Here is a 21,561-nt window from a genome sequence, read left to right as displayed (position 1 = left end):
ATTGATTTTAAATTATTTCTTCTATAATTTCTATTTTATTTCGATAATATTGATAGGTTTCTAATTGTGCTCTAAAAACAGGATTGTTTTCTCTTAAACGGTATTTGTTATCTAATTTTTCGGAGTGAAAACGAGCTTTTACGTTTCCTTTCCAACCAATATCAAAGGTGTCTATTAATTCTTTTTTGATATCTTCATCATATATAGGGCATGAAACTTCTACTCGTGCATCTAAATTTCTGGTCATAAAATCAGCTGATGATATAAAAACATCTGGGTTGTTTTCATTGCAAAAAATATATACTCTGGAATGTTCTAAATAGGCATCTACGATAGAAATGGCTTCTATATTTTCACTCATTCCTTTAATTCCTGGTATTAAGGAGCAAATTCCTCTAATAATCAATTGAATTTTTACACCAGCTCTACTTGCATCATATAGTTTATCTATCATTTTGTAATCTGATAGACTATTCATTTTAAGCTTTATATAAGCGGGTTTACCTAATGAGGCGTTGAGTATTTCACGATCGATTAATTTGCAAAATTTAGATCGAGTATAATGAGGAGATAGTATCAAATGTTTATAGCGGTGTACTTTGTAATTGATTTGAAAGAATTCAAAAACTTTGACCATATCTTTCAATATTTTTTGATGTGCAGTAAATAAAGTTACATCTGTGTATATTTTGGCACTAGATTCATTGAAATTACCTGTTGATATGATTCCATAACGTTTTAATCTTCCTTTTTCATCAATTCGTTCTATATAACATATTTTGCTGTGAACTTTTAATCCTTTTACACCAAAAATTAATTGGATACCTTCGGTTTGCATTATTTCTGCATAAGAAATATTACTAGCTTCATCAAATCGGGCTTGTAGTTCTATTTGAACGATTACTTTTTTTCCGTTTTTAGCTGCATTGATTAAAGAACTTACGATTTGTGAATTTTTAGCTAAACGATATAGGGTGATTTTTATGGTTGTTACGTATGGATCTAATGCTGCTTCTCTAAGAAATCGGATAATATAGGAAAAAGATTGATAAGGAGCATTTAATAGATAATCTTTACGTTCAATTTGTTTTAGTATACTTCCTTCTAAACTTAAACCTTTTATCGTTAATGGTGTGTTTGATTTATATAATAGATCAAATCTACCTAGATTAGGAAAATCCATATAATCTCTACGATTATGGTATCGACCTCCTGGGATTAAGCTTTCTTTTGAGTTAATACCCATTTTTTGTAAGAAAAATTTCAATGTGTCTTTATCAATTGTTTGATCGTAAACAAATCGTACAGGTTCACCTATTCTTCTGTCTTTAACTCCTAATGAAATTTTTTCTAAAAAACTTTTATTTAAATCTGTATCAAGTTCTAATTCTGCATCACGAGTAATTTTTATCATGTGAGCGGTTATGCTGTCATAATCAAAAATGGTAAATATTTGATGAATATTGTAACGTATTACGTCATCTAACATAATGATATATTGTTTGTCGTTATTGGAAGGTAAAACGACAAAACGATTAATAGTTTTAGGGATTTCAATTACGGCATATCGAATCTCTTTTTTAAATTTTATTTTTTCAAGAATAGATCCCTCTTCATTAGGTTTCATTACCATTTTAATAGCTAAATATCCTGAAGTGTCTTTTAGTAAAGGAAATTCGTCTAAATCGTTAAGTATGATGGTTACTAATTCAGGGCTTACTTTTTGTATGAAGAAATTTCTAATAAAATTTTGTTGTTCCTTATTTATTTCATTTTCATTAATGATAAAAATACTTTCTTTTTCTAGTTCTTTTTCAATGATACTTAATATTCGAAGACTTTCTGATTGTTGGTCTATAACAATCTCTATGATGTCTTTTATTAGTTGTTGTAAAGATATTCCTCCTAGTATTTGATTATCGGTTTTTCCTTCTAAAGCTAGTCGTCTAATAGCAGCGTATCGAACTCTAAAAAATTCATCAAGGTTGTTTGAAAAAATACCTAGAAATCGCAAACGATCCAATAGAGGAACTTTTTCATCAGCAGCTTCTTGTAATACTCTAAAATTAAAAGCTAACCAGCTTTTTTCTCGGTCTATATATCTATTTTGATTATTTGGCATATATATAGTCTATTTCTTTTGAAAATATTAAGATCTTAATTCTTAATTCTATTTGTTTAGGATCATTTAGGCATAATAATAAAAATAGAAATCAGGAATTAGAATAGTATTATATAATACCATCAAATTTATTGACAAAATTTGTAATGACATCATGATATCTTAAAAGAATTAATTCTTTAACAGTATTTTTACATTAGACTTGTATTCGTAATAAAAATATAAGGTTTTATTTTTTAGAGATGAATACGTTTTTTTCTGTAACTATCTGTTTGTTAATGGAGTATTTTTTAAAGATAATTTAAACGTATAATATCTTGATTTTTAAAAGAAATGAAAACAAGAGATATGTTTTAATAATAAAAACAATTTAAACCTAATTTTTTCTTATAGATAAATGTATTTTGTTAGTTTTTTTGGAAAGGGATTTAGAATTTTAATAATTATTTAAAATTCCGTTGTCTTTTTGCTTCAAAAATTAAGATAGCAGCAGCAACAGAAACATTCATACTGTCTATAGCACCTTGCATAGGAATTATGATATTTTGAGTTGCTTCAGTTCGCCATGCTTCGCTTAATCCTGTAGCTTCTGTTCCAACTACAAGTGCCGTGGGTTTTGTGTAATCTTGTGTGTGATAATTTGTTGAATTTTGGAGCGTAGCTGCGTAAAAAGGAATGTTGTTAGTTTTTAAGAAATCTATAATTTCATCTGTTGTGCCTGTAGCAATTTGATTAGTAAATAAACATCCTACACTTGATCTAACAATATTTGGGTTGTAAAGATCATTCTTTGGATTTGCAATAATTACAGCATCTAAATTGGCAGCGTCTGCTGTGCGAAGTAAGGCTCCTATATTACCTGGTTTTTCAGGAGCTTCTGCAACTAGTATTAAGGGGTTTTGAGGTAGTTTTAAGCTGGTTAATTCAAAAGATTTCATTTTTGCAACAGCTAAAATACCTTCGGTAGTATCACGATAAGCTAATTTGTGATATACTTCTTTTGAAATTTCAATGACTTGACTACATTCAAATTCAGCAGGGTTAAATACAGGAAGTATTTCAGTACAAATTAAAATACTATCTATTTGATAACCACCTTTTTTAGCTAATTCTATTTCTCTAATTCCTTCAATTAAAAAAGTGCCTGTTTTTTTTCTTTCTTTAGCCTTTTCTTGCAATAAATTTAATGATTTAATATAAGGATTTTGAATGGAGCTAATTTGTTTCATTGTATTTTGAATAAGTGGTCAAAATTATCTAAAAAAACTGAGATGTTAAAATTTGTATTGCCATATTAAAATGTGTATTTTTCGACTTTAATATTTACCATTGAAGTTTGTTTACAATAATACAATATAACTCAAATTACTATACTATTTGGAATCAGTTTGTTAAAGAGTCTAAAAGTGCTACTTTTCTATTTCATCGTGATTATATGGAATATCATAAGGAGCGTTTTGAAGATTTTTCATTAATGGTTTTTGATAATAATTTATTGGTTGCTATTTTTCCTGCTAATAGAGTAGGAGCAACGTTATATTCACATCAAGGGCTGACTTATGCTGGTTTTTACTTTTTATCAAAACTTACGATAGATAAAATAGAAATGATTATTGAAGATGTTTTTATTTTTTTAAAAGAAAATAAAATCAAGGATGTTTTATTGAAGTCTATTCCGGGTATTTATATTTCAGGTAATCAAGGGGTTGATGCTGTGTTGTTTAATCGTTATAATTGCTTTATACTTAAACGTGAAATGAACTTAATTATAGATTATAGAGGATTCGTTACTATTTCAAAAAGTAAAATTAAGCATTTTAACAAAATTATTAAATTAGGTTTAGAAGTACGAGAAGAAACTTGTTTGAAAGCTTTTTGGACACAAGTTTTAGAGCCTCGATTACTAGAACGTTATAAAACTAAGCCTGTGCATTCATTATTAGAAATTCAAAAATTACGTGATTTATTTCCCTCTAATATCATACAATATTCCGTTTATTTTCAAAATGAAATTATAGCTGGAGTTACGCTCTTTATCTCAGAAAAAGGAATTAAATCACAATATGGTGCTACAACCATATTAGGAGAAAAATATAGAGCACTTGATTTTTTATTTATTCAACTAATAAAAAAGTACCAAGATTCATTTAATTTTTTTGATATGGGTACTGTAACTAATGATAGTTCATTGGGGTATAATATAGGTTTATTAAAACAAAAATTAGAGTTAGGTTGTTCTATTTACAATTTTGATACGTACAAAATTGAAATATAAAATTATATAAATTATAAGTAAAAATAGAATTTAAAGCTCTATGACTGATAAAAAAGGAAATACTGATTTTATGAATATCTCTTTCTTAAATTTAAAAAATATAAATGAACCTTATGAAATATTTTTTCAAAATAAATTACAAGAAATATTAAAATCAGGATGGTATATTTTAGGAAAAGAAGTAGCTCTATTTGAAAAACAATTTGCAGATTATTGTGGATCTAATTATTGTGTTGGAGTAGGTAACGGATTAGATGCTATAACACTTAGTTTTTTAGCGTATTTAGAAAAAGGAGATTTAAAAAAGGGAGATGAAATAATAGTGCCAGCAAATACTTATATAGCTTCTATTTTAGGTATTATACAAGCAGGACTTATACCTGTGTTAGTAGAACCTGATTTAGATACATATATTATAGACCCTTCTAAAATAGAGGAAAATATAAATGTTAGAACAAAAGGTATTTTGGTGGTACATTTATATGGTCAGTTAGCGGATATGAACGCTATAATTGAAATAGGATATAGACATAATTTGTTAATTATAGAAGATTGTGCTCAAGCTCATGGACTTGTTTTTATAGGAAATCACACTCGTACATTTAGTTTTTATCCAGGTAAAAATTTAGGTGCTTTGGGAGACGGAGGGGCTGTTGTAACAAATGACAAAATATTTGTGGATCTTGTTAAAAAATTACGGAATTATGGATCTTTAATTAAATACTATAATGAGTTAAAAGGTTTTAATTCAAGGTTAGATGAACTACAAGCGGCTTTTCTAAATATTAAACTTCCAGCATTAAATGAAGATAATAAAAAAAGAAGAAAGATAGCAGATAATTATTTGAAAAAGATTCAAAATCCTCGAATTATTTTACCTAAAATTAAAATTTTAGAAGAACACGTATTTCATGTTTTTGTTGTTAGATGTAAACAAAGAGATGAATTGCAAAAATATTTAGAAGTTAATGGTATTCAAACACTTATTCATTATCCTATTCCACCTCATAAACAAGAAGCAATGAAAGAATGGAATCATTTGAGTTTTCCAATTACAGAACAAATTCATAATGAGATACTAAGTTTGCCAATAAGTCCTGTAATGACTAAAGAAGAGGTAGATTATATAATAAATAAAATAAATCTTTTTTAAAATTGTCATTTATATTGAATTTGGATTATGTAATAGAAATATATTAGATTTTAAATTTTTTTCTTTTTAATGTAGTAAAATAATATCTATATAAAAAATCTTTACATTTTATAAGAAAGACAAAGGCATAATCTGGAATAAGAATAGTTTTTTAGAACACAAAGAAATAGCTTTATTAGAAAGAACATGCAAAATGAAACTCCAAATACAAACAGTTATAAAAAAACCTTAAGTAATACATTAAGTTTTGGATTAATTCAGGTTATAAACGTTATAATAGCAATATTTAGAGGGAAGATAATGGCTGTTTTTTTAGGTCCTTCAGGTATTGCTTTAAATAATCTTTTTAATTCTACTCTAAATATTATATCTACTTTTAGTTTATTTGGTTTAGAATTAAGTGTAGTAAGAGAATTATCAAATACTTTAGAACGTAATGACAAAAAAGAATTAGAAAAAAATATTAATGTTGCAGTCTTATTGTTTTTATTTTCAGCTCTTTTTGGCACGTTTTTAACGGTTATTTTTGCTAAACAATTGAGTTTATTTACATTTAAATCATATAACCACTATCAAGATTTTATCTTTTTATCTTTATTTTTATTTTTTACAATTTTAGGAAAAGGTATACAAACTATCTTTAAATCCTTACAAATGATACAAAGTATAGTTACTTCAAGTATATACACAGCAATTATTAGTTTTGTATTATCCACTTTATTTTTTTATAAATATAAAGAAGAAGCTATCGTTTTTTCAATTTTAAGCTCGGCTTTTATTAGTTTCATGGTTTCATCATTTTATTTTGTAAAGAGTAAAATTAAAGTATGTTTTCAGCTAAATTTTACTTTAATTTTATATCTTAAAAGAATAATGCAACTGGGTTTGGTCTTAATTTTAACCTCTCTTTTAGGATTAATTACCAATCAATTAGTTAATACTTTTATAGAAGGAAAAGGCGGATTAAATGATTTAGGATTGTATTCAGCAGCCATTTCATTAACAACTCAATATATAGGTTTTTTATTAATGGCATTAGCAACTGATTTTTTTCCTAGGTTGTCTAGGGTTTCTAACGATAACCTTAAAGTAAAACAATTAGTTAATGAACAAACAGATCTGGTTGTTTTATTGGTTTCGCCATTATTAATCATATTAATTATTACGGCACCTTTTTTAGTTCAATTATTTTTGTCTAAAGAATTTTTAAGTTCTGTTTTGTTAATTAGATTGATTTCTTTGGCTACTTTTTTTCAATTAGTTTCTTATTGTATGGGCTATATTTCTTTTGCAAAAAGTGATAAATTTTTCTATCTTTTTTTTGAAGGCGTATACGGAAATTTAATTAAACTGATTTTATATGTATATTTTTATATTTATTACGGTATCAATGGATTAGGAATAGCTTATTTAATTCATTTCTTTCAATATAATATTTTAATTTATTTTATAACAAAAAGACGTTATTCATTCCAGTTTGAAAAACAAATTTTTAAAAATAGTATGGTTATGTTCTTTTTATTAAGTGTTGTTTTTTTTATATTTATTTACAGAGAAGTAAATGTTTTGAGTTATACTATATCATTTTTAATCTTTTTATTTAGTTTAAAATATTCTTTTGATCAGTTAAAAAAGAATACATTAGGAACGATACCAGTATTAAGTGAAATTCAAAATAAAATTACTCTATATTTTAATAAGAAAGATAGCTAACTTAAAAAGTAAGAACATTCAAAGATATTTTATTATAAATATTTTTTACGATTTAAAAGGAGTAGACCATTTAGGATCCGTATATACGTTAGTACCAGATAATGTTTTTAGAAAAGCAATAACAGCACTCACCTCATTAGCATTGAGGTGGAGTTGTTGTCCAAAACCATTTGGTTTTAAGCGATTATCAAGATTAGGATTGTTAGTAGCTGCATTTGTTAGATTTCCATAGTGACCAATAGCAGCTTGTAATGTTTTAATAACTCCAGTATGCATCATAGGACCATTTGTAATTCCGTTTGTTTTAACTAAATCTCTCAAACTTGGAGCTCTTGTAACACTAAAATCAGCCCCACCTTTAATAGAACCTCCTATACCATTATTTTTGCTATTAGGATTTAGATCAAATTCTGGAGCAGTGTGACAGGTTGCACAACCTAATCCTCCACTTATTCTGTTCCCTAAAGCATCAAATATAGGAGAAGTAAGAAATAAATTTTTTCCTGTATTTTCTTCAATATTAAAATTAGGAAAAGATTGATTATCATTTGACACAAGTGCTCTTCCTATATCGTATTTAGAATCAAAAGATTGAATACTTTTTACAAATTGAGCTAAAGTAAGTTGAATTTTTTCTTCTGTAATTTCTTCTGAACCATACACAAACTTAAAAAGTTCTGGGTAATAAGGAATTGTGCTTAATTTCATTATTAAATCATTAAAATTTGAATCTCCATTTGTACCACTAAATCCCATTTCCGTATGATTTTTAATAGGTTGAGTAACTTGAAATTCCAGACTAGAAGCACGTTTGTCCCAAAAAAAACGAGTTTCATTAGTAAACCTATTGTTTATTAATCGCATAGAATGTCTATCGGTTGTTCCATTTACTCCCTTACTAGCTAATTCAGTATCACTAAATGCGTTAGCTTGCTGATGACAATTAGCACACGAAATGGTATTATTAGAAGAAAGATTTTTATCATAAAATAAAACCCTTCCAAGAGTAGCCCCTTTATTTGTTATAAGATTTGTACCAGTATTAAATTTAGTTATATAACTAGGAACTATTTGATTAGCATAATTATAGAGATTTTTTAAATCTATTGTATTAGCAAAAGTACTTGTAATGTTAGGATAATTTTCGTTAGTTTCAGGAACTTGAGTATAGGAATCATCATTAGATTGACAAGCTACACTTAAAATTAATAATACATATAAACAGTTTTGTTTTTTCATAAGTTCTGATTATTAAATAAATAGCTTTTAAAAGAGTCTTTTCTATAAGACTAGATAAAAAGAAAAAGGTTTAATTTTAAATCTAAAATGTTATAGAATAATATTAAAGTATTTTTATATTTGTTCGACCAAATAAATTATCATATATATTAAAGAAATAAAATGAAATTATTAGAAGGAAAAGTAGCTATTATTACAGGTGCCAGTCGTGGTATTGGTAAAGGAATAGCAGAAGTATTTGCAAAAAATGGAGCGAATGTAGCTTTTACTTATAGCTCATCAGCTGAAAGTGCTTTAGCGTTAGAAAATGAGTTAATAACTTTAGGAGTTAAAGCAAAAGGATATAAATCAAATGCAGCCAATTTTACTGAAGCACAAAAACTAATTGATGATGTTTTAGCTGAATTTGGAACAATAGATATTCTTATTAATAATGCAGGAGTAACTAAAGATAACCTATTAATGAGAATGTCAGAGGAAGATTTTGATGCGGTAATAGATATTAATTTAAAGTCTGTATTTAATATGACCAAAGCGGTTCAAAAAACGATGTTAAAAAACCGTGCGGGATCTATCATTAACATGAGTAGTGTAGTAGGAGTAAAAGGAAATGCAGGTCAGGCAAATTATGCTGCATCTAAAGCAGGAATGATTGGATTTACTAAATCTATAGCATTAGAATTAGGATCTCGAAATATTCGTTGTAATGCAATAGCTCCTGGTTTTATTGAAACAGAAATGACGGCTAAATTAAACGAAGATGTTGTACAAGGCTGGAGAGATACAATTCCTTTAAAACGTGGTGGTAAACCAGAAGACATTGCTAATGCTTGTGTCTTTTTAGCATCTGATTTGAGTGCCTATGTTACAGGACAAGTGTTAAACGTAGATGGAGGAATGCTTACCTAATTTATAATCACAAAATTAACATACCAGTAAAGAGTAATAGTAATGATTAGGTTTTCATGAATTTACTCTTTGCTCTTTAATTAATTATTTGAAAAATGTCGATAAATACAATTTTACTTTTACTTTTAGCAATAATAGTTTCTGCTGGAATTGCTTTTTATCAATATTTATATAAAGCCAAAAATAAATCACCTTTATACTTATTTTTGACAGCTTTACGTTTTTCCTCGTTATTTTTAGTTTTATTATTATTAATAAATCCAATTATTACTAAAAGTAATTATGAAACTATAAAAACGATACTACCTGTAGTTATTGACAATTCAGAATCAATAACATTTCTAAAACAAAATGAAATAGCAAAGGAAATATCTCAAAAAATTGCTGAAAATCCAAAACTCAAAGAAAAATATCAAATTCAATTATTTTCCTTTGATGAAGAATTAAATACAGATAAACCACTTACTTTTAAAGAAAAAAAATCAAATATTTATAAAGTATTTGAAAGCTTAAAACAATTATATAGAACAGAAGAACATCCTATAGTTTTACTCACCGATGGAAACCAAACACAAGGAAATGATTATGTTTTTAATATCCAACAAAATACTCATGTTTTTCCTGTTGTTTTAGGCGATACAATTCAGCATCTAGACTTAAGAGTAAATCAATTAAATGCAAATAAATATGCTTTTTATAAAAATAAATTTCCAGTAGAAATATTTTTAAATTATACAGGAAATAAGTCTGTTACAGCTAATTTAAGTATACAAAAAGCCAATAAAACAGTCTATACGCAAAATGTTTCTTTTTCAGCTAACAAAAAATCAAAAAATTTATCTATTCTATTAAATGCCGATAAAGTAGGAGTTCATACTTATAAAGCAATTATTACCTCTAAAGAAAAAGAAAAAAATAAGTTTAATAATATTAAAAACTTTGCTGTAGAAGTAATAGATCAACGTACAGAAGTTGCATTAGTGTCATCTATTGTTCATCCTGATATGGGAGCTATAAAAAGAGCCATAGAATCAAATGCGCAACGTAAAGTAACTTTGATTAAGCCAAAAGAAATTAAAAATTTGAATGATTTTAATATTTTATTTTTATATCAACCAAATTCAGAATTTAAATCTATTTTAGAACAAAATAAAAATCGTAAGATCAATACTTTTGTAATTACAGGACTTCATACAGACTTTAATTTATTATCACAATATTACAATCAATTTGAATTTAAAACATCACTTCAAAAAGAAGATTACTCTGCTAAGTTTAATCCCAATTTTAATTCTTTTTCTATTGATGATTTTGGTTTTGAGCAATTTCCTCCTTTAGAAAACCCATTTGGAACAATCATTCCAAAATCTAATGCAAATAATTTACTTACAGCCCGTATCCGTACAGTAATTACAGAAAATCCTTTATTAGCCTTTACAGAAAATGGTATAACCAGAAACGCATTTTTATTTGGAGAAAATATTTGGAAATGGCGATTAGAAAGCTATTTAAGAGAAAAGACTTTTGAAAAATTTGATCTTTTCTTCGATAAAATGACACAATATGTAGCTTCAAATACCCAAAAGAAAAATCTAGTAGTTAATCATGAAAATTTTTATAATTCAGGAGAAACAGTCATAATATCAGCTCAATATTTTAATAAAAATTATGAATTTGACCAAAATGCACAACTTACGATTCAACTAAAAAATAATAATACAAAACAACTAAAGCTCTATGATTTTGTAAAAGGGAATAATGATTTTTCTGTAGCTTTTGATAATTTAGAGGCAGGTAATTATATTTTTCAAGTAAAAGAAAAACAGTCAGGAACACAATATTCTGGCAAGTTTCATATTTTGTATTTTGATGCGGAAAAACAATTTATAAATGCAGATCTAGCACGATTAAAACAATTAGCAGAAAATACTCAAGGAAAGGTATATTTTCCAAAACAAATAGAAGAACTGATGCTTCATCTGGAAAGTTTAGAAAAATATAAACCTACTCAAAAAGAAGTCATAAAAAAATCTCCTCTGATAGATTGGATTTATGGATTGATCTTATTAATAATATTATTAAGTACTGAATGGGTTATAAGAAAATACAATGGTTTGTTATAAATACTTTTGAAAGAATAATATTATCTTTTCAAATAATACCATTTAAACTTAAAAATATACTGGATTAAAAAGTAAAATTCTCGATATTTTTTTTTCATTTTAAAACAACTCTAACAAACGGTTGAGTATATAATTTAAATCATCTTTAGTTCGACCGCGAAGCATATCGAGAACCAATACTAATTTTTATTAATTCTTCAATTTTTTTCTAATAAGAAATAAAATTATTGGCTATAAATAGATTGATAATCAAAGAAAGAATTGGGGGGTATTTTATGTGCCTAAGTTATTATAAAATATTTTTTAAATGCAAAAAAGCATTTAAAAGTCAGTTTAGAAAAAGAGTAATAAACTTTTTTTGTTAGATTTTAAAACATTTTCCTCTATTCTCTATTTTTGAGTACTATCGAATATATTCTGAATAATAACTATATTATTAAACTAAACCCATTTTCTAAAAATTAAAAACAGGTTTAGTTCAAAAAACAATAAAAATTTATTAAAACTGTAAATAAATAGGCATTACAGATTCTGAACTTTTAAAATAGGAATATAAAAAGATAAATAAAATCATAACAATAACATTAAAAACCAAAGGGAGTTTAGTTTGTACTTTTATATATTTTTCACTCCAATTATTAGGTATTAAATGTATTAAATAACCTACAATAATCATGATTAAGGGTTGTTCATAGTTTCTTATAAATTCTTCAGCTCCTTCAAGACTAAACTGATTTATTATTTGGTTTATAAAAGTTAAGGAAGTCTCTAAATTTTCTGCTTTGAAAAATATCCAACAAAAACATACAAAATGAAATGTTATAAGACCAAAAAGAATTTTTGAAATAAATTTAGGAAGAATATTAATTTTAGAAGTAATATTAGTCCAATATTTATTAAAAATTAACCCGAAACCATGTAAAGAACCCCAAATGATAAAATTCCAACTTGCTCCATGCCAAAATCCACCTATAAGCATAGTTAAAAATAAATTAATATTAGTTCTTAATTTACCTTTTTTATTTCCTCCCATAGCAATATACAAATAATCACGTAGCCAAGATGATAATGAAATGTGCCATTTTCTCCAAAATTCAGTAAGAGAAGTACTTTGATATGGCGATTCAAAATTAGGAGGAATAGTGATTCCTAACCATTTAGAAATTCCAATTGCTACATCGCTATATCCGCTAAAATCACAATAAATTACAATAGCATATCCATAAAGAGCTATAAGACATTCAAAACCATTGTGTAAATGAGGACCATCAAAAATATAGTTTACTAAATTTAGAGTTATATAATCAGAGATAATTAACTTTTTAATTAATCCACTTATTATTAAATAAAACCCTTTAGAAAAATCTTCAGAACTTACATAATAATCCTTTTTTAGTTGAGGAATAAAGTCTTTAGCTCTTACAATAGGTCCCATAACCAATTTTGGAAAAAAAGATAAGAATAAAATATAATTAGCAATATTCTCTTCTGGTTTTATCTCACCTTTGTAAACATCTACTGCATAACTAATATTTTCGAAGGTATAAAAAGAAATTCCAATAGGTAATAAAATGTGTACGGGGTCTAATTTCGTTATATTTAAATTATTTATTATTTCTATAAAGAAATTCGTATATTTAAAGTAAAAAAGAAGTCCTAAATTAAAAATAATACAAAAAATTAACAAAAATTTCTTGAGTCCTGCATTACTTCTCGCTTTGTATATGGCTATAGATAGTAAATAATCAACAACAGCTGATCCTATTACTAAAAAAACAAAATTACCACTTGCTTTATAGAAAAAATAAAGTGAAAAAATACTTAAAATATAAGCTCTCCCAAGATAATTTTTTCTTAAAATATAGTAACAAATAATAAAAATTAAAAAAAAGTAAACAAAGAAGCCACTATTAAAAAGCAATGGGTTTTTAGGATCATAAAATAGTTGATCTATTATTTTATTAATATCAAGGGTTAGCATTTTTTAAAATTAGTTTTTATTATTTTGTTTTTTAGATTTAGTTTTTATTTTTTCAAATTCTTTTTGAATTGATTTAAAGATGGTTTTGGCAACGACTTTTGATCCTCTATTATTAAAATGAATATAATCTTTACTTGCCATAGTAGGAATAGTGTCTACCCATTTTTTCATAGTTCCTTTTCCTCCCATTGAATTAAAAAGATTATAAAAAGGAATTTTATTATCATAAGACAATCTAGCTTGTATTTTTATTAAGCTATCAATTCCTATTGCTGTTTTCCATTCATTATTATATTTAAAAGCTCTATCGGAACAACTAAAAATTAAAAAATCAGTCTTAGGCATTTCTTTTTTAAACTTTTTAATTATAGGTGTCATTTTTTGATAGTAGTAATCATAATTTAAATCATTAGCTCTAAACATTAAATTTACTCCATATTGAAAAACAATTAAATCATAATAATTTTCTTGATTTAGATTTTGTAGTAATTCTATGCTAATTTTATCTAACTCAACTCCTGTAATTCCTCTAAAAGAAAAATTATCTAATACAATTCCGCTCTCAGGTTCAAAACTTACACCATAAATGGGAGTATTAGAAAATTTAGCATTGAAGTGTATATTATTAGATACAGATTTATCTAATAAGATTTTATTAAAATTTTTATCTGCTTTATAATTTGTTTGAATTCCATTTTGAGTTATAGAAATATCATTTCCTTTGCCAAATAATAACCATTTTTCAAGAATTTGTGCACTATCCTTTTTTATATTATTTTGTAAAGTAATATCTAGATCGGAACTAAGGAAGGAATATCCAGATAAAAAAACATTTTTTTTAGGATTTTGTTTGAAATTGAATGTTTCAAAAATGCCCGCTGTTTTTGAAGAAGCAGTTTGTCTAAAATCAGCAGAAATAGAATTTATAGGTACAAAACCAACACCTTTTTTCTTATTAAAATAACTTTGAAGCATTTCTCTAAGATCCTGAGTCATTAAATCTCCTTCTATTTGACTATCACCAAACCAAGCAATTCTAATTTTTGTTTTTTTATTTTGATATAATTCAACTAGTTTCTTAGATAAATTTTGGAATACAAAATTATTAGTATCATTATCAAAATCAGTAATGTTAGTTGTGTTGTAATTCTCAAAATTTATAAACGTACTATCTTCTTTTTTAGTTTTACTAATTAAAAGGTCGTTTTTTATCTTTTTTTTATTTATTTTTATTACCTTATCGCTTTCTATGTCAGTAAATAAACTTACATTTTTGAAACTAGGATAATATTTAATTATATTTTTTTCAAAAAATGAAAGTCCAAAATATACGGATGTGACCGATAAAACAAATACAAATACTTTATTATTGCTGTTCATTTAGTGTTATTTGATATGCTATAAAACCGGGCAAAAGTATGGAAAAGTTATCATAAGTTTATAAGTTTTAATATTTTTGTAAGAAAAAAAATGGAAGTAAAAATTCATAATTCTTGGAGTCAAATCTTAACAGAAGAATTTGATAAAGAATATTTCAAAAATCTAATTGATTTTGTAAAAAATGAATATCAAATAGGGCGTTGTTTTCCCAAAGGAAGTCTTATTTTTTCTGCATTTGATCATTGTCCCTTTGATAATGTAAAAGTAGTTATAATAGGGCAGGATCCTTACCATGGTTTAGGACAAGCTAATGGATTATGTTTTTCTGTTAATGAAGGTATTTCATTTCCACCTTCATTAATTAATATTTTTAAGGAAATTCAAACAGATTTGAATATTCCAATTCCTATTTCTGGAAATTTAGAACGTTGGGCTGAACAAGGAGTATTGCTTTTAAATGCAACTTTAACAGTTAGAGAAAATACTGCTGGTAGCCATCAAAATAAAGGATGGGAAACATTTACAGATGCCGTTATTGAGCAAATTTCTGATAAAAAGGAAAATGTTGTTTTTTTACTTTGGGGAGGATTTGCCAAAAAAAAGGGAGCAAAAATAGACCGAAACAAACATTATGTTTTAGAAGCAGGACATCCTTCGCCATTAAGTGCTAATCGTGGATTATGGTTTAATAACAAGCATTTTAGTAAAACAAATGACTATTTGAAATCTATTAAAAAAGAGGAAATAAAATGGTGACTTTAGTCATTTAGTGTTAATTGGCCTAAAATAGCTTCGCTCATAAATTTTCCACCAGGATAATTAGCTGTATAATCAAGATTAAGCCAAATATACCCTCGTTCATCTATATGATAATGTAAGGCTTTGTTTTTACTTTCTTGAGGAAATAAGACTTCGTGTATTAAATAGTTTATCTTTTCAAGATCTCTTTTGGTACCAATAAACATTTCTGGGTAAATGTGAGCATCGGTGTGTATCAAACGGGGAATACCACCAACGGCTTTAATACCTGCAGCCATTAATATAGCGTGATCATCACAATCACCTGAAAAATGCTCTATTGATTCAGAAGCACTGGCTATGTAATTATTACCTTGTGGATCATTTACATAATTCCATCTTTTTTTAATTTCTTTAAAAACAGCAAAACATTGTATGGTAGTTCTATATTCGAAAAATTTTTTTAAATGTGATACGTTTTTAAAGTTTTGAGTAGTAGACCAAACAGCAAAATTCCGTACTTTAGGATTATTAAAATCAATTGCTTTTAAAACCTTATATTTATTAGGAAAAGGAAGTAATTTATTAATAATAATATCTTGTGGATAAGGATTTTCATCCATTGTATACATCATGGATCTATAATCATCATATAATTTATAAAACCCATAATTTCCAAAAAAAGTACCGTATAATAAAATCAAAGTATAGATAAGAATAAAAATTAAAATTATCTTTTTTATTTTTTTTAATAGAAAATAATAACTTAATGAAATAAGAATAAATAGGATTATACGATCAAAAGGAATCTCGCAATCAATTTCTTTTAAATTATGATGAGCAATTATGAAAGTAGGGAGAGTTAATAATAAGCATAAAATAAAAATGACTACATAATCCCAAGGCTTAGGTAAAGAAAGCTTATCTTTATATTTATAATAAAGGTTTTTAAGCATATTTGTAGTCATTTTTATATCACGTAAAAAGATTATTATTTTACGATCATTTCAAAAGATAGTGTATTTTCTATTAAATTAAATTCTAATAATTGGTTTTGAATTTTGTCAAATGTTTTTTGATCCATTTTTTTTTGTGACCATCTTGTTTTCTTAAGCCATTGTTGTATATCATCTACTTTTTGATTGTAACGTGCAGCTAGTGTTCTGTCTATACTTGGAATTTCTTTAAATTCAATGGTTGTATTATTAATAATTTCTAATATTAATTCTAATGTAGTTGGATTATTTTTTAAAAATTCATTTCGAACGGCAATTACAAAAGAAGGCCATGGAGTAGGGCATTCGCTTATTCTTCTAAAAATACCTTGATCTACAAGTGGTTGTGTCATGAAACGTTCCCATAAAAAATAATCTGCATTTCCACTTTGTAAGGATTCTACAGCTCCTTCAATTGTATTAACAATTTCAAAATTTAATTTATTTAAATTCCAATTTTGTTGTTTGGCATTTACAAAACTCATTAAATGAGAACCTGAACCTATTCTTGAGATTGCGCTTTTAGTGTTCTCTAAATCAGATAAATAATGGTATTTAGAACTAGCGTTAACATGTACTCCCCAAATTAAAGGAGATTGAACGTATAGTTGTATTATTGAACTATCATTGCCTGATGCAATATCTTTTATTATTCCCTCAGTAAGAATAACTGCAATATCTGTTTCATTGTTGCGTAACATTTGACACATTTTTCCTGTTCCTTCTGGAATATCAGTCCATTGTAAGTCTATTCCTACCTGATCGTATTCTCCGTTTTCTATACATAATTGCCATGGTAGATTAAAATGTTCTGGAACTCCAACAATTCTTACTGTTTTCATATTTAAATTAGGGAAAATAATTTTTTAAAATATTATTTAGTTTTGAGATAATTTAGTTATACATTTTTCACGAATATTCCAAATTTCTTCAAAAGTTTTATCTTGTTTAGTTTCAAGAATCCAGTTTTTTAAAAATGTTTGATGATATTCTATTTTATATTGAATAACTTGTTTGGGTTCAATTATAATTTTATTAATAATGTCTTCTTTTATTTTAGAATAAAAAGTATCTTCACTTGTATAGTCCTGATATACACCGTTTACTTTTAAATAACAATGCGCTTCAGGGATGTAGTCTATAGAATGTTTTTTTAAAATTTCATTTAGAAGGGGAGTATTTTTAGCATTCATTTTAAAAATACTTAAAACAAGATCTACGTTTTCCTGATTAAATTTTGAAGCTAGAGATTTGAGTAATGCGTGTTTTGAACTACAAGTTCCTCTGTTTTCTGTTAATACAAGAGAAAAATCGTCACGTATACTATTTCTTCCGTATGGAATTTTTCTTACGTATGTAGTTAGTTCTTCCCAAGTAGAGATACTTTTTTCATTAAACCAATTTGATAGACTATTCATAATCATTTTTTAGAATAGGTAAAATATTTATTTCTATATCCTTTATTATTCCTTTATTAATAATCATATCATATTTTAGTATTCCTAATTCGTACCAATTCCAATTTTGGTCATCATAAAGAAATTCATTTGTTTTACGCATTTGGATCTTTTCTGCCATTCTATTACTACTGTCATTTTTTGTTTGTGTATAGGCGTATAGTTTAGGTAAATTTAGATTTCTAAATGCGTATTTAATCCATGCTTGAAAAACTTCAAAACCTAATTTTTTATTCCAATGTTCTTGTGTAATGCAAATCCCAATATCATAAAAATTTTGATTATTATTAACTGTGTTTTCATTAAATTTAAGACCTCCCCAGCCAATAAATTCATTAGTTTCTTTTAAAATAATGCCATACCTTCCTATATTATGTTTGATATATTGGCTTAAAATAGAATTAATTACAAATTTTGTTTGGTTAATATCAGTTGCTGGAGCATTCCATAAATATTCATGAACATTAGGATTAGAATCTATTTTATGCAATATCTCTAAATCTTCGATTTCCAAAGGTCGCATGATTAGCCTTGGTGTTTCTAAAATAAAATCCATTAAGTAACTATTTAATAATTTTCCACCAGTTCCATGATGTGTTATCTTTTGTAAGATATGTTTCTATAAATTTAAATTCACTTTTCTTTAATATATGATTAGAAGCTGCATTTTCAAAATGTGTATAGGCATGTAATTCTTTTATTTTCATATTATTAAAACTATGTTGGAGCCAAAACTTTGTAGCTTCGGAGGCATATCCTTTACCCCAAAAAGGTTCGTCTAGTCTGTAGCCATAGTCATAAAAATTGGTATTACCATTTTCTATATGATCATCTACAAATTTAATACCTGTCCATCCAATAAATTCGCCAGTTTCTTTTAGAATGGTAATATATCTTCCTGTTTTATTTCGGTTATATTGCTCTAAAACTTTTTTAATAGTATTTTCAACTTCTTGAATATTTTGAACAGGTTGTTGCCACAAATATTTATGTACATTAGGATTCTTATCCATTTTAAACAATGATTCTGCATCACTCATTTCAAATGGTTTAAAGAGTAACCTTTTGCTTTCTAATTTTTGTACCATTTTTAGGATAATAGATTTGCTATTATTCAACTAATTTATCAAGTGTATAAAGTATTAAAGCATCTACAGCTTTATAAGGATCTTCACTAAAAGTTCCGTTTGCTCGGTTTGCAATGACAGCATTTAAAGATAAGCAGTTATGTCCCAAAAGTTTTCCTAATCCGTAAATAGCAGAGGTTTCCATTTCAAGATTAGTCATACGTGTACCATTAAAATGAAAAGAATCCATTTTACTATTTAATTGAGGATCTTGAATATTTAAACGAAGAACACGCCCTTGTGGTCCATAAAAACCTCCTGCTGTTCCTGTAAAACCTTTAAATACTTTATCACTTTCTAAACGTTTTTCGTAAGATTTCGCTTCCAGCTATGACATAAGGTTTTCCTTTGCGCATATCCCAATTGGTTTGTGAGATAAAGGCATCTTCTATTTCATTTTCAGTAATATGATCTATCAAATAGGAGCGAAGCATATTATCTAAACCTAAACCATATTTAGATAAAACGAAACTATCAACAGGTATGTCAGCTTGTAATGAACCTGAAGTTCCAATACGAATAATATTTAAAGAAGTTAAATTTTCTTTAATTTCTCTTGTTTCTAGATTAATATTAACTAGAGCATCTAACTCGTTCATTACAATATCTATATTATCAGGTCCAATACCTGTAGATAATACTGTAATTCGTTTTCCTTTATAGATCCCTGTTTGTGTTTTAAATTCTCTTTTTTGTGTTGAAAATTCGATTGATTCAAAATGTTTTGTAATTTTTTCAACACGATATTGATCACCAACTATAATAATGTCTTCTGCAATATCTGATGGTTTTAAATTAAGATGGTAAACGCTACCATCAGGGTTTAGTATAAGTTCTGAATTTTTAATCATAAATTTTAAAATTAATAATTGTAAATTTCGAGGTTTTATTTAACCTCCAACTCGTTTTACTTTGAAACCTTTTTCTTTTAATATAAGCATGATTTTATCACGATAATCTCCTTGAATAATGATTTCTCCATCTTTAAAACTTCCTCCAACAGCTAATTTATTCTTTATGTCTTTAGCTAAAAGTTTAAAATCTTCATCTTCACCTTCATAGCCTGCTATAATTGTAATGGGCTTTCCTTTTCTTTTTTCGTATTTACAAATCATGGGTTCTTTTTGAACAAAAAGTGTGTGTAACTTTTCTTCTTCAATAGGTTCATCAGAAGGAATATGATCTGGAAATAGTTTTTTTAGTTGATCTTCTAAATCCATTTTTGTGAAAATCAAAAATTGAGAATTAAAAATTAATTAAAATCTTCAACTCTCAATTTTAAATACTTAGTAATTAAATTATTTTTTTAACAATCCTAATTCAACTAAACGCTCATTTAAGTATTCGCCAGCTGTAATATCTTCAAATAATTTAGGATTCTTTTCATCTATACATTCTGGTAAACAGTTCAAAGACATATCACTTACAGGGTGCATAAAGAAAGGAATTGAAAAACGTGAAGTTCCCCATAATTCTCTAGGAGGATTTACAACTTGGTGGATAGTTGATTTTAATTTATTATTTGTATGACGAGATAACATATCGCCTACATTAATCATTAATTCATCATCTTGTGCAATAGCATCAATCCATTCTCCTGCGTGATTTTGAACTTGTAAGCCTTTACCCTGAGCTCCCATTAATAGAGTAATCAAGTTAATATCTCCATGAGCTGCCGCACGTACAGCACCATCTTTAGGTTCATCTGTAATAGGTGGATAATGTATAGGTCTTAAAATTGAATTACCATCTTTAATAAAATTATCAAAGTATAATTCATCTAAACCTACATATAAAGCCAATGCTCTTAACACATAAACTCCTGTTTTTTCTAACATTTGGAAAGCTTCTTTACCTACTTCATTAAAATTAGGTAATTCTTCTACAACAACATTGTCAGGGTATTCTCCAGCCCATTTAGAACCTTCTGAAACATACTGACCAAAATGCCAGAATTCTTTTAAGTCACCAGCTGAACGTCCTTTAGCATGTTCTTTACCAAAAGATACATAACCTCTTTGTCCACCAATACCAGGAATTTCATACTTTGATTTTACTTCTAATGGTAAATCGAAGAAATTACGTACTTCGCTGTACAAATTTTCTACTAATTTGTCATCTAAAAAGTGACCTTTTAATGCTACGAAACCAATTTCTTCGTAGGCTTTTCCGATTTCATTTACAAATTTTTGTTTACGTACCGGGTCATCCGATAGGAAATCACGTAAGTCAACACTAGGAATTTTTTGCATTGTCTTAGTTTTTGTTAATAACTTCAATTGGTATAATACCTTGATAGAACAAAAGTAAATATAAAATGTTTGATTTTTAAATAAAAGTTATTAACAA

At 26.7% G+C, this 21,561-nt stretch carries 18 protein-coding genes and 1 pseudogene; 6 read left to right on the top strand and 13 right to left on the bottom strand.

All coding sequences use genetic code 11. The features are described from left to right. Positions 1–7: 7 nt before the first annotated feature. Positions 8–2,122 carry a polyphosphate kinase 1 gene (gene ppk1, locus ACUXZJ_RS12285; RefSeq protein ID WP_063743895.1) on the bottom strand — a complete coding sequence of 705 codons (2,115 nt, stop codon included), beginning with the start codon at positions 2,120–2,122 and terminating at the stop codon, positions 8–10. A 443-nt stretch (positions 2,123–2,565) separates the two neighbouring features. Beyond that, a complete protein-coding gene (locus tag ACUXZJ_RS12280; protein ID WP_060382239.1) occupies positions 2,566–3,351 on the bottom strand; it encodes a TrmH family RNA methyltransferase in 786 nt (261 codons plus the stop codon). Positions 3,352–3,458: 107 nt separating this feature from the next. On the opposite strand from ACUXZJ_RS12280, the gene ACUXZJ_RS12275 reads away from it, so the two are divergent. The 3 genes from ACUXZJ_RS12275 (at position 3,459) to ACUXZJ_RS12265 (ending at position 7,263) form a co-directional block, all read left to right on the top strand. After that, entirely contained in the window at positions 3,459–4,397 is a 939-nt protein-coding gene (locus ACUXZJ_RS12275; RefSeq protein ID WP_060382238.1) for a hypothetical protein, read from the top strand. A 40-nt stretch (positions 4,398–4,437) separates the two neighbouring features. Continuing rightward, positions 4,438–5,550 (top strand): DegT/DnrJ/EryC1/StrS family aminotransferase, encoded by a 1,113-nt coding sequence (locus ACUXZJ_RS12270; protein WP_060382237.1) that lies wholly within the window; start codon positions 4,438–4,440, stop codon positions 5,548–5,550. Positions 5,551–5,736: 186 nt separating this feature from the next. Continuing rightward, entirely contained in the window at positions 5,737–7,263 is a 1,527-nt protein-coding gene (locus ACUXZJ_RS12265) for an oligosaccharide flippase family protein (RefSeq protein WP_060382236.1), read from the top strand. Positions 7,264–7,308: 45 nt separating this feature from the next. On the opposite strand, the gene ACUXZJ_RS12260 is transcribed toward ACUXZJ_RS12265, so the two are convergent. Further along, a complete protein-coding gene (locus tag ACUXZJ_RS12260; protein WP_063743896.1) occupies positions 7,309–8,502 on the bottom strand; it encodes a cytochrome-c peroxidase in 1,194 nt (397 codons plus the stop codon). 162 nt (positions 8,503–8,664) lie between these two features. On the opposite strand from ACUXZJ_RS12260, the gene fabG reads away from it, so the two are divergent. Continuing rightward, positions 8,665–9,411, top strand: coding sequence for a 3-oxoacyl-[acyl-carrier-protein] reductase (gene fabG, locus ACUXZJ_RS12255; RefSeq protein WP_060382234.1), 747 nt, complete (start codon positions 8,665–8,667; stop codon positions 9,409–9,411). 95 nt (positions 9,412–9,506) lie between these two features. Beyond that, entirely contained in the window at positions 9,507–11,534 is a 2,028-nt protein-coding gene (locus ACUXZJ_RS12250) for a hypothetical protein (protein WP_063743897.1), read from the top strand. A gap of 499 nt (positions 11,535–12,033) precedes the next feature. Here ACUXZJ_RS12250 and ACUXZJ_RS12245 read toward each other — a convergent pair whose 3' ends face one another. Next, positions 12,034–13,515 (bottom strand): MBOAT family O-acyltransferase, encoded by a 1,482-nt coding sequence (locus tag ACUXZJ_RS12245; protein WP_063743898.1) that lies wholly within the window; start codon positions 13,513–13,515, stop codon positions 12,034–12,036. A gap of 9 nt (positions 13,516–13,524) precedes the next feature. Next, complete coding sequence (locus ACUXZJ_RS12240) at positions 13,525–14,895, bottom strand: hypothetical protein (RefSeq protein ID WP_060382231.1); 1,371 nt, start codon at positions 14,893–14,895, stop codon at positions 13,525–13,527. 90 nt (positions 14,896–14,985) lie between these two features. Here ACUXZJ_RS12240 and ACUXZJ_RS12235 point away from each other — a divergent pair, with 90 nt between their 5' ends. After that, complete coding sequence (locus tag ACUXZJ_RS12235) at positions 14,986–15,651, top strand: uracil-DNA glycosylase (protein ID WP_060382230.1); 666 nt, start codon at positions 14,986–14,988, stop codon at positions 15,649–15,651. A 2-nt stretch (positions 15,652–15,653) separates the two neighbouring features. Here ACUXZJ_RS12235 and ACUXZJ_RS12230 read toward each other — a convergent pair whose 3' ends face one another. From ACUXZJ_RS12230 to ACUXZJ_RS12195, 8 genes and pseudogenes are all read right to left on the bottom strand, one after another. Then, on the bottom strand, positions 15,654–16,589 hold the full coding sequence (locus tag ACUXZJ_RS12230; protein ID WP_060383832.1) for a transglutaminase-like domain-containing protein: 936 nt from the start codon (positions 16,587–16,589) through the stop codon (positions 15,654–15,656). Between the two features lie 35 nt (positions 16,590–16,624). Next, a complete protein-coding gene (locus ACUXZJ_RS12225) occupies positions 16,625–17,470 on the bottom strand; it encodes a substrate-binding domain-containing protein (RefSeq protein WP_063743899.1) in 846 nt (281 codons plus the stop codon). Positions 17,471–17,506: 36 nt separating this feature from the next. Beyond that, on the bottom strand, positions 17,507–18,046 hold the full coding sequence (locus tag ACUXZJ_RS12220) for a hypothetical protein (protein WP_060383831.1): 540 nt from the start codon (positions 18,044–18,046) through the stop codon (positions 17,507–17,509). Beyond that, on the bottom strand, positions 18,039–18,641 hold the full coding sequence (locus tag ACUXZJ_RS12215; protein ID WP_081078396.1) for a GNAT family N-acetyltransferase: 603 nt from the start codon (positions 18,639–18,641) through the stop codon (positions 18,039–18,041). The genes ACUXZJ_RS12220 and ACUXZJ_RS12215 overlap by 8 nt, the downstream gene beginning before the upstream one ends. Positions 18,642–18,648: 7 nt before the next feature. Next, on the bottom strand, positions 18,649–19,173 hold the full coding sequence (locus ACUXZJ_RS12210; protein ID WP_060383830.1) for a GNAT family N-acetyltransferase: 525 nt from the start codon (positions 19,171–19,173) through the stop codon (positions 18,649–18,651). 22 nt (positions 19,174–19,195) lie between these two features. Then, a pseudogene (locus ACUXZJ_RS12205) lies at positions 19,196–20,063 on the bottom strand (nucleoside phosphorylase). 39 nt (positions 20,064–20,102) lie between these two features. Next, the gene (locus tag ACUXZJ_RS12200; protein WP_060382226.1) at positions 20,103–20,432 is read right to left on the bottom strand and encodes a translation initiation factor; all 330 of its coding nucleotides are present in this window, start codon (positions 20,430–20,432) and stop codon (positions 20,103–20,105) included. Between the two features lie 78 nt (positions 20,433–20,510). Further along, positions 20,511–21,464 (bottom strand): isopenicillin N synthase family dioxygenase, encoded by a 954-nt coding sequence (locus ACUXZJ_RS12195; protein WP_060382225.1) that lies wholly within the window; start codon positions 21,462–21,464, stop codon positions 20,511–20,513. Between the last annotated feature and the right edge of the window lie 97 nt (positions 21,465–21,561).

The organism is Flavobacterium sp. TN-1, assembly GCF_052828645.1.
The sequence above is the reverse complement of the archived record's forward strand: the minus strand, read 5'-3'. Positions and strand labels throughout refer to the sequence as shown.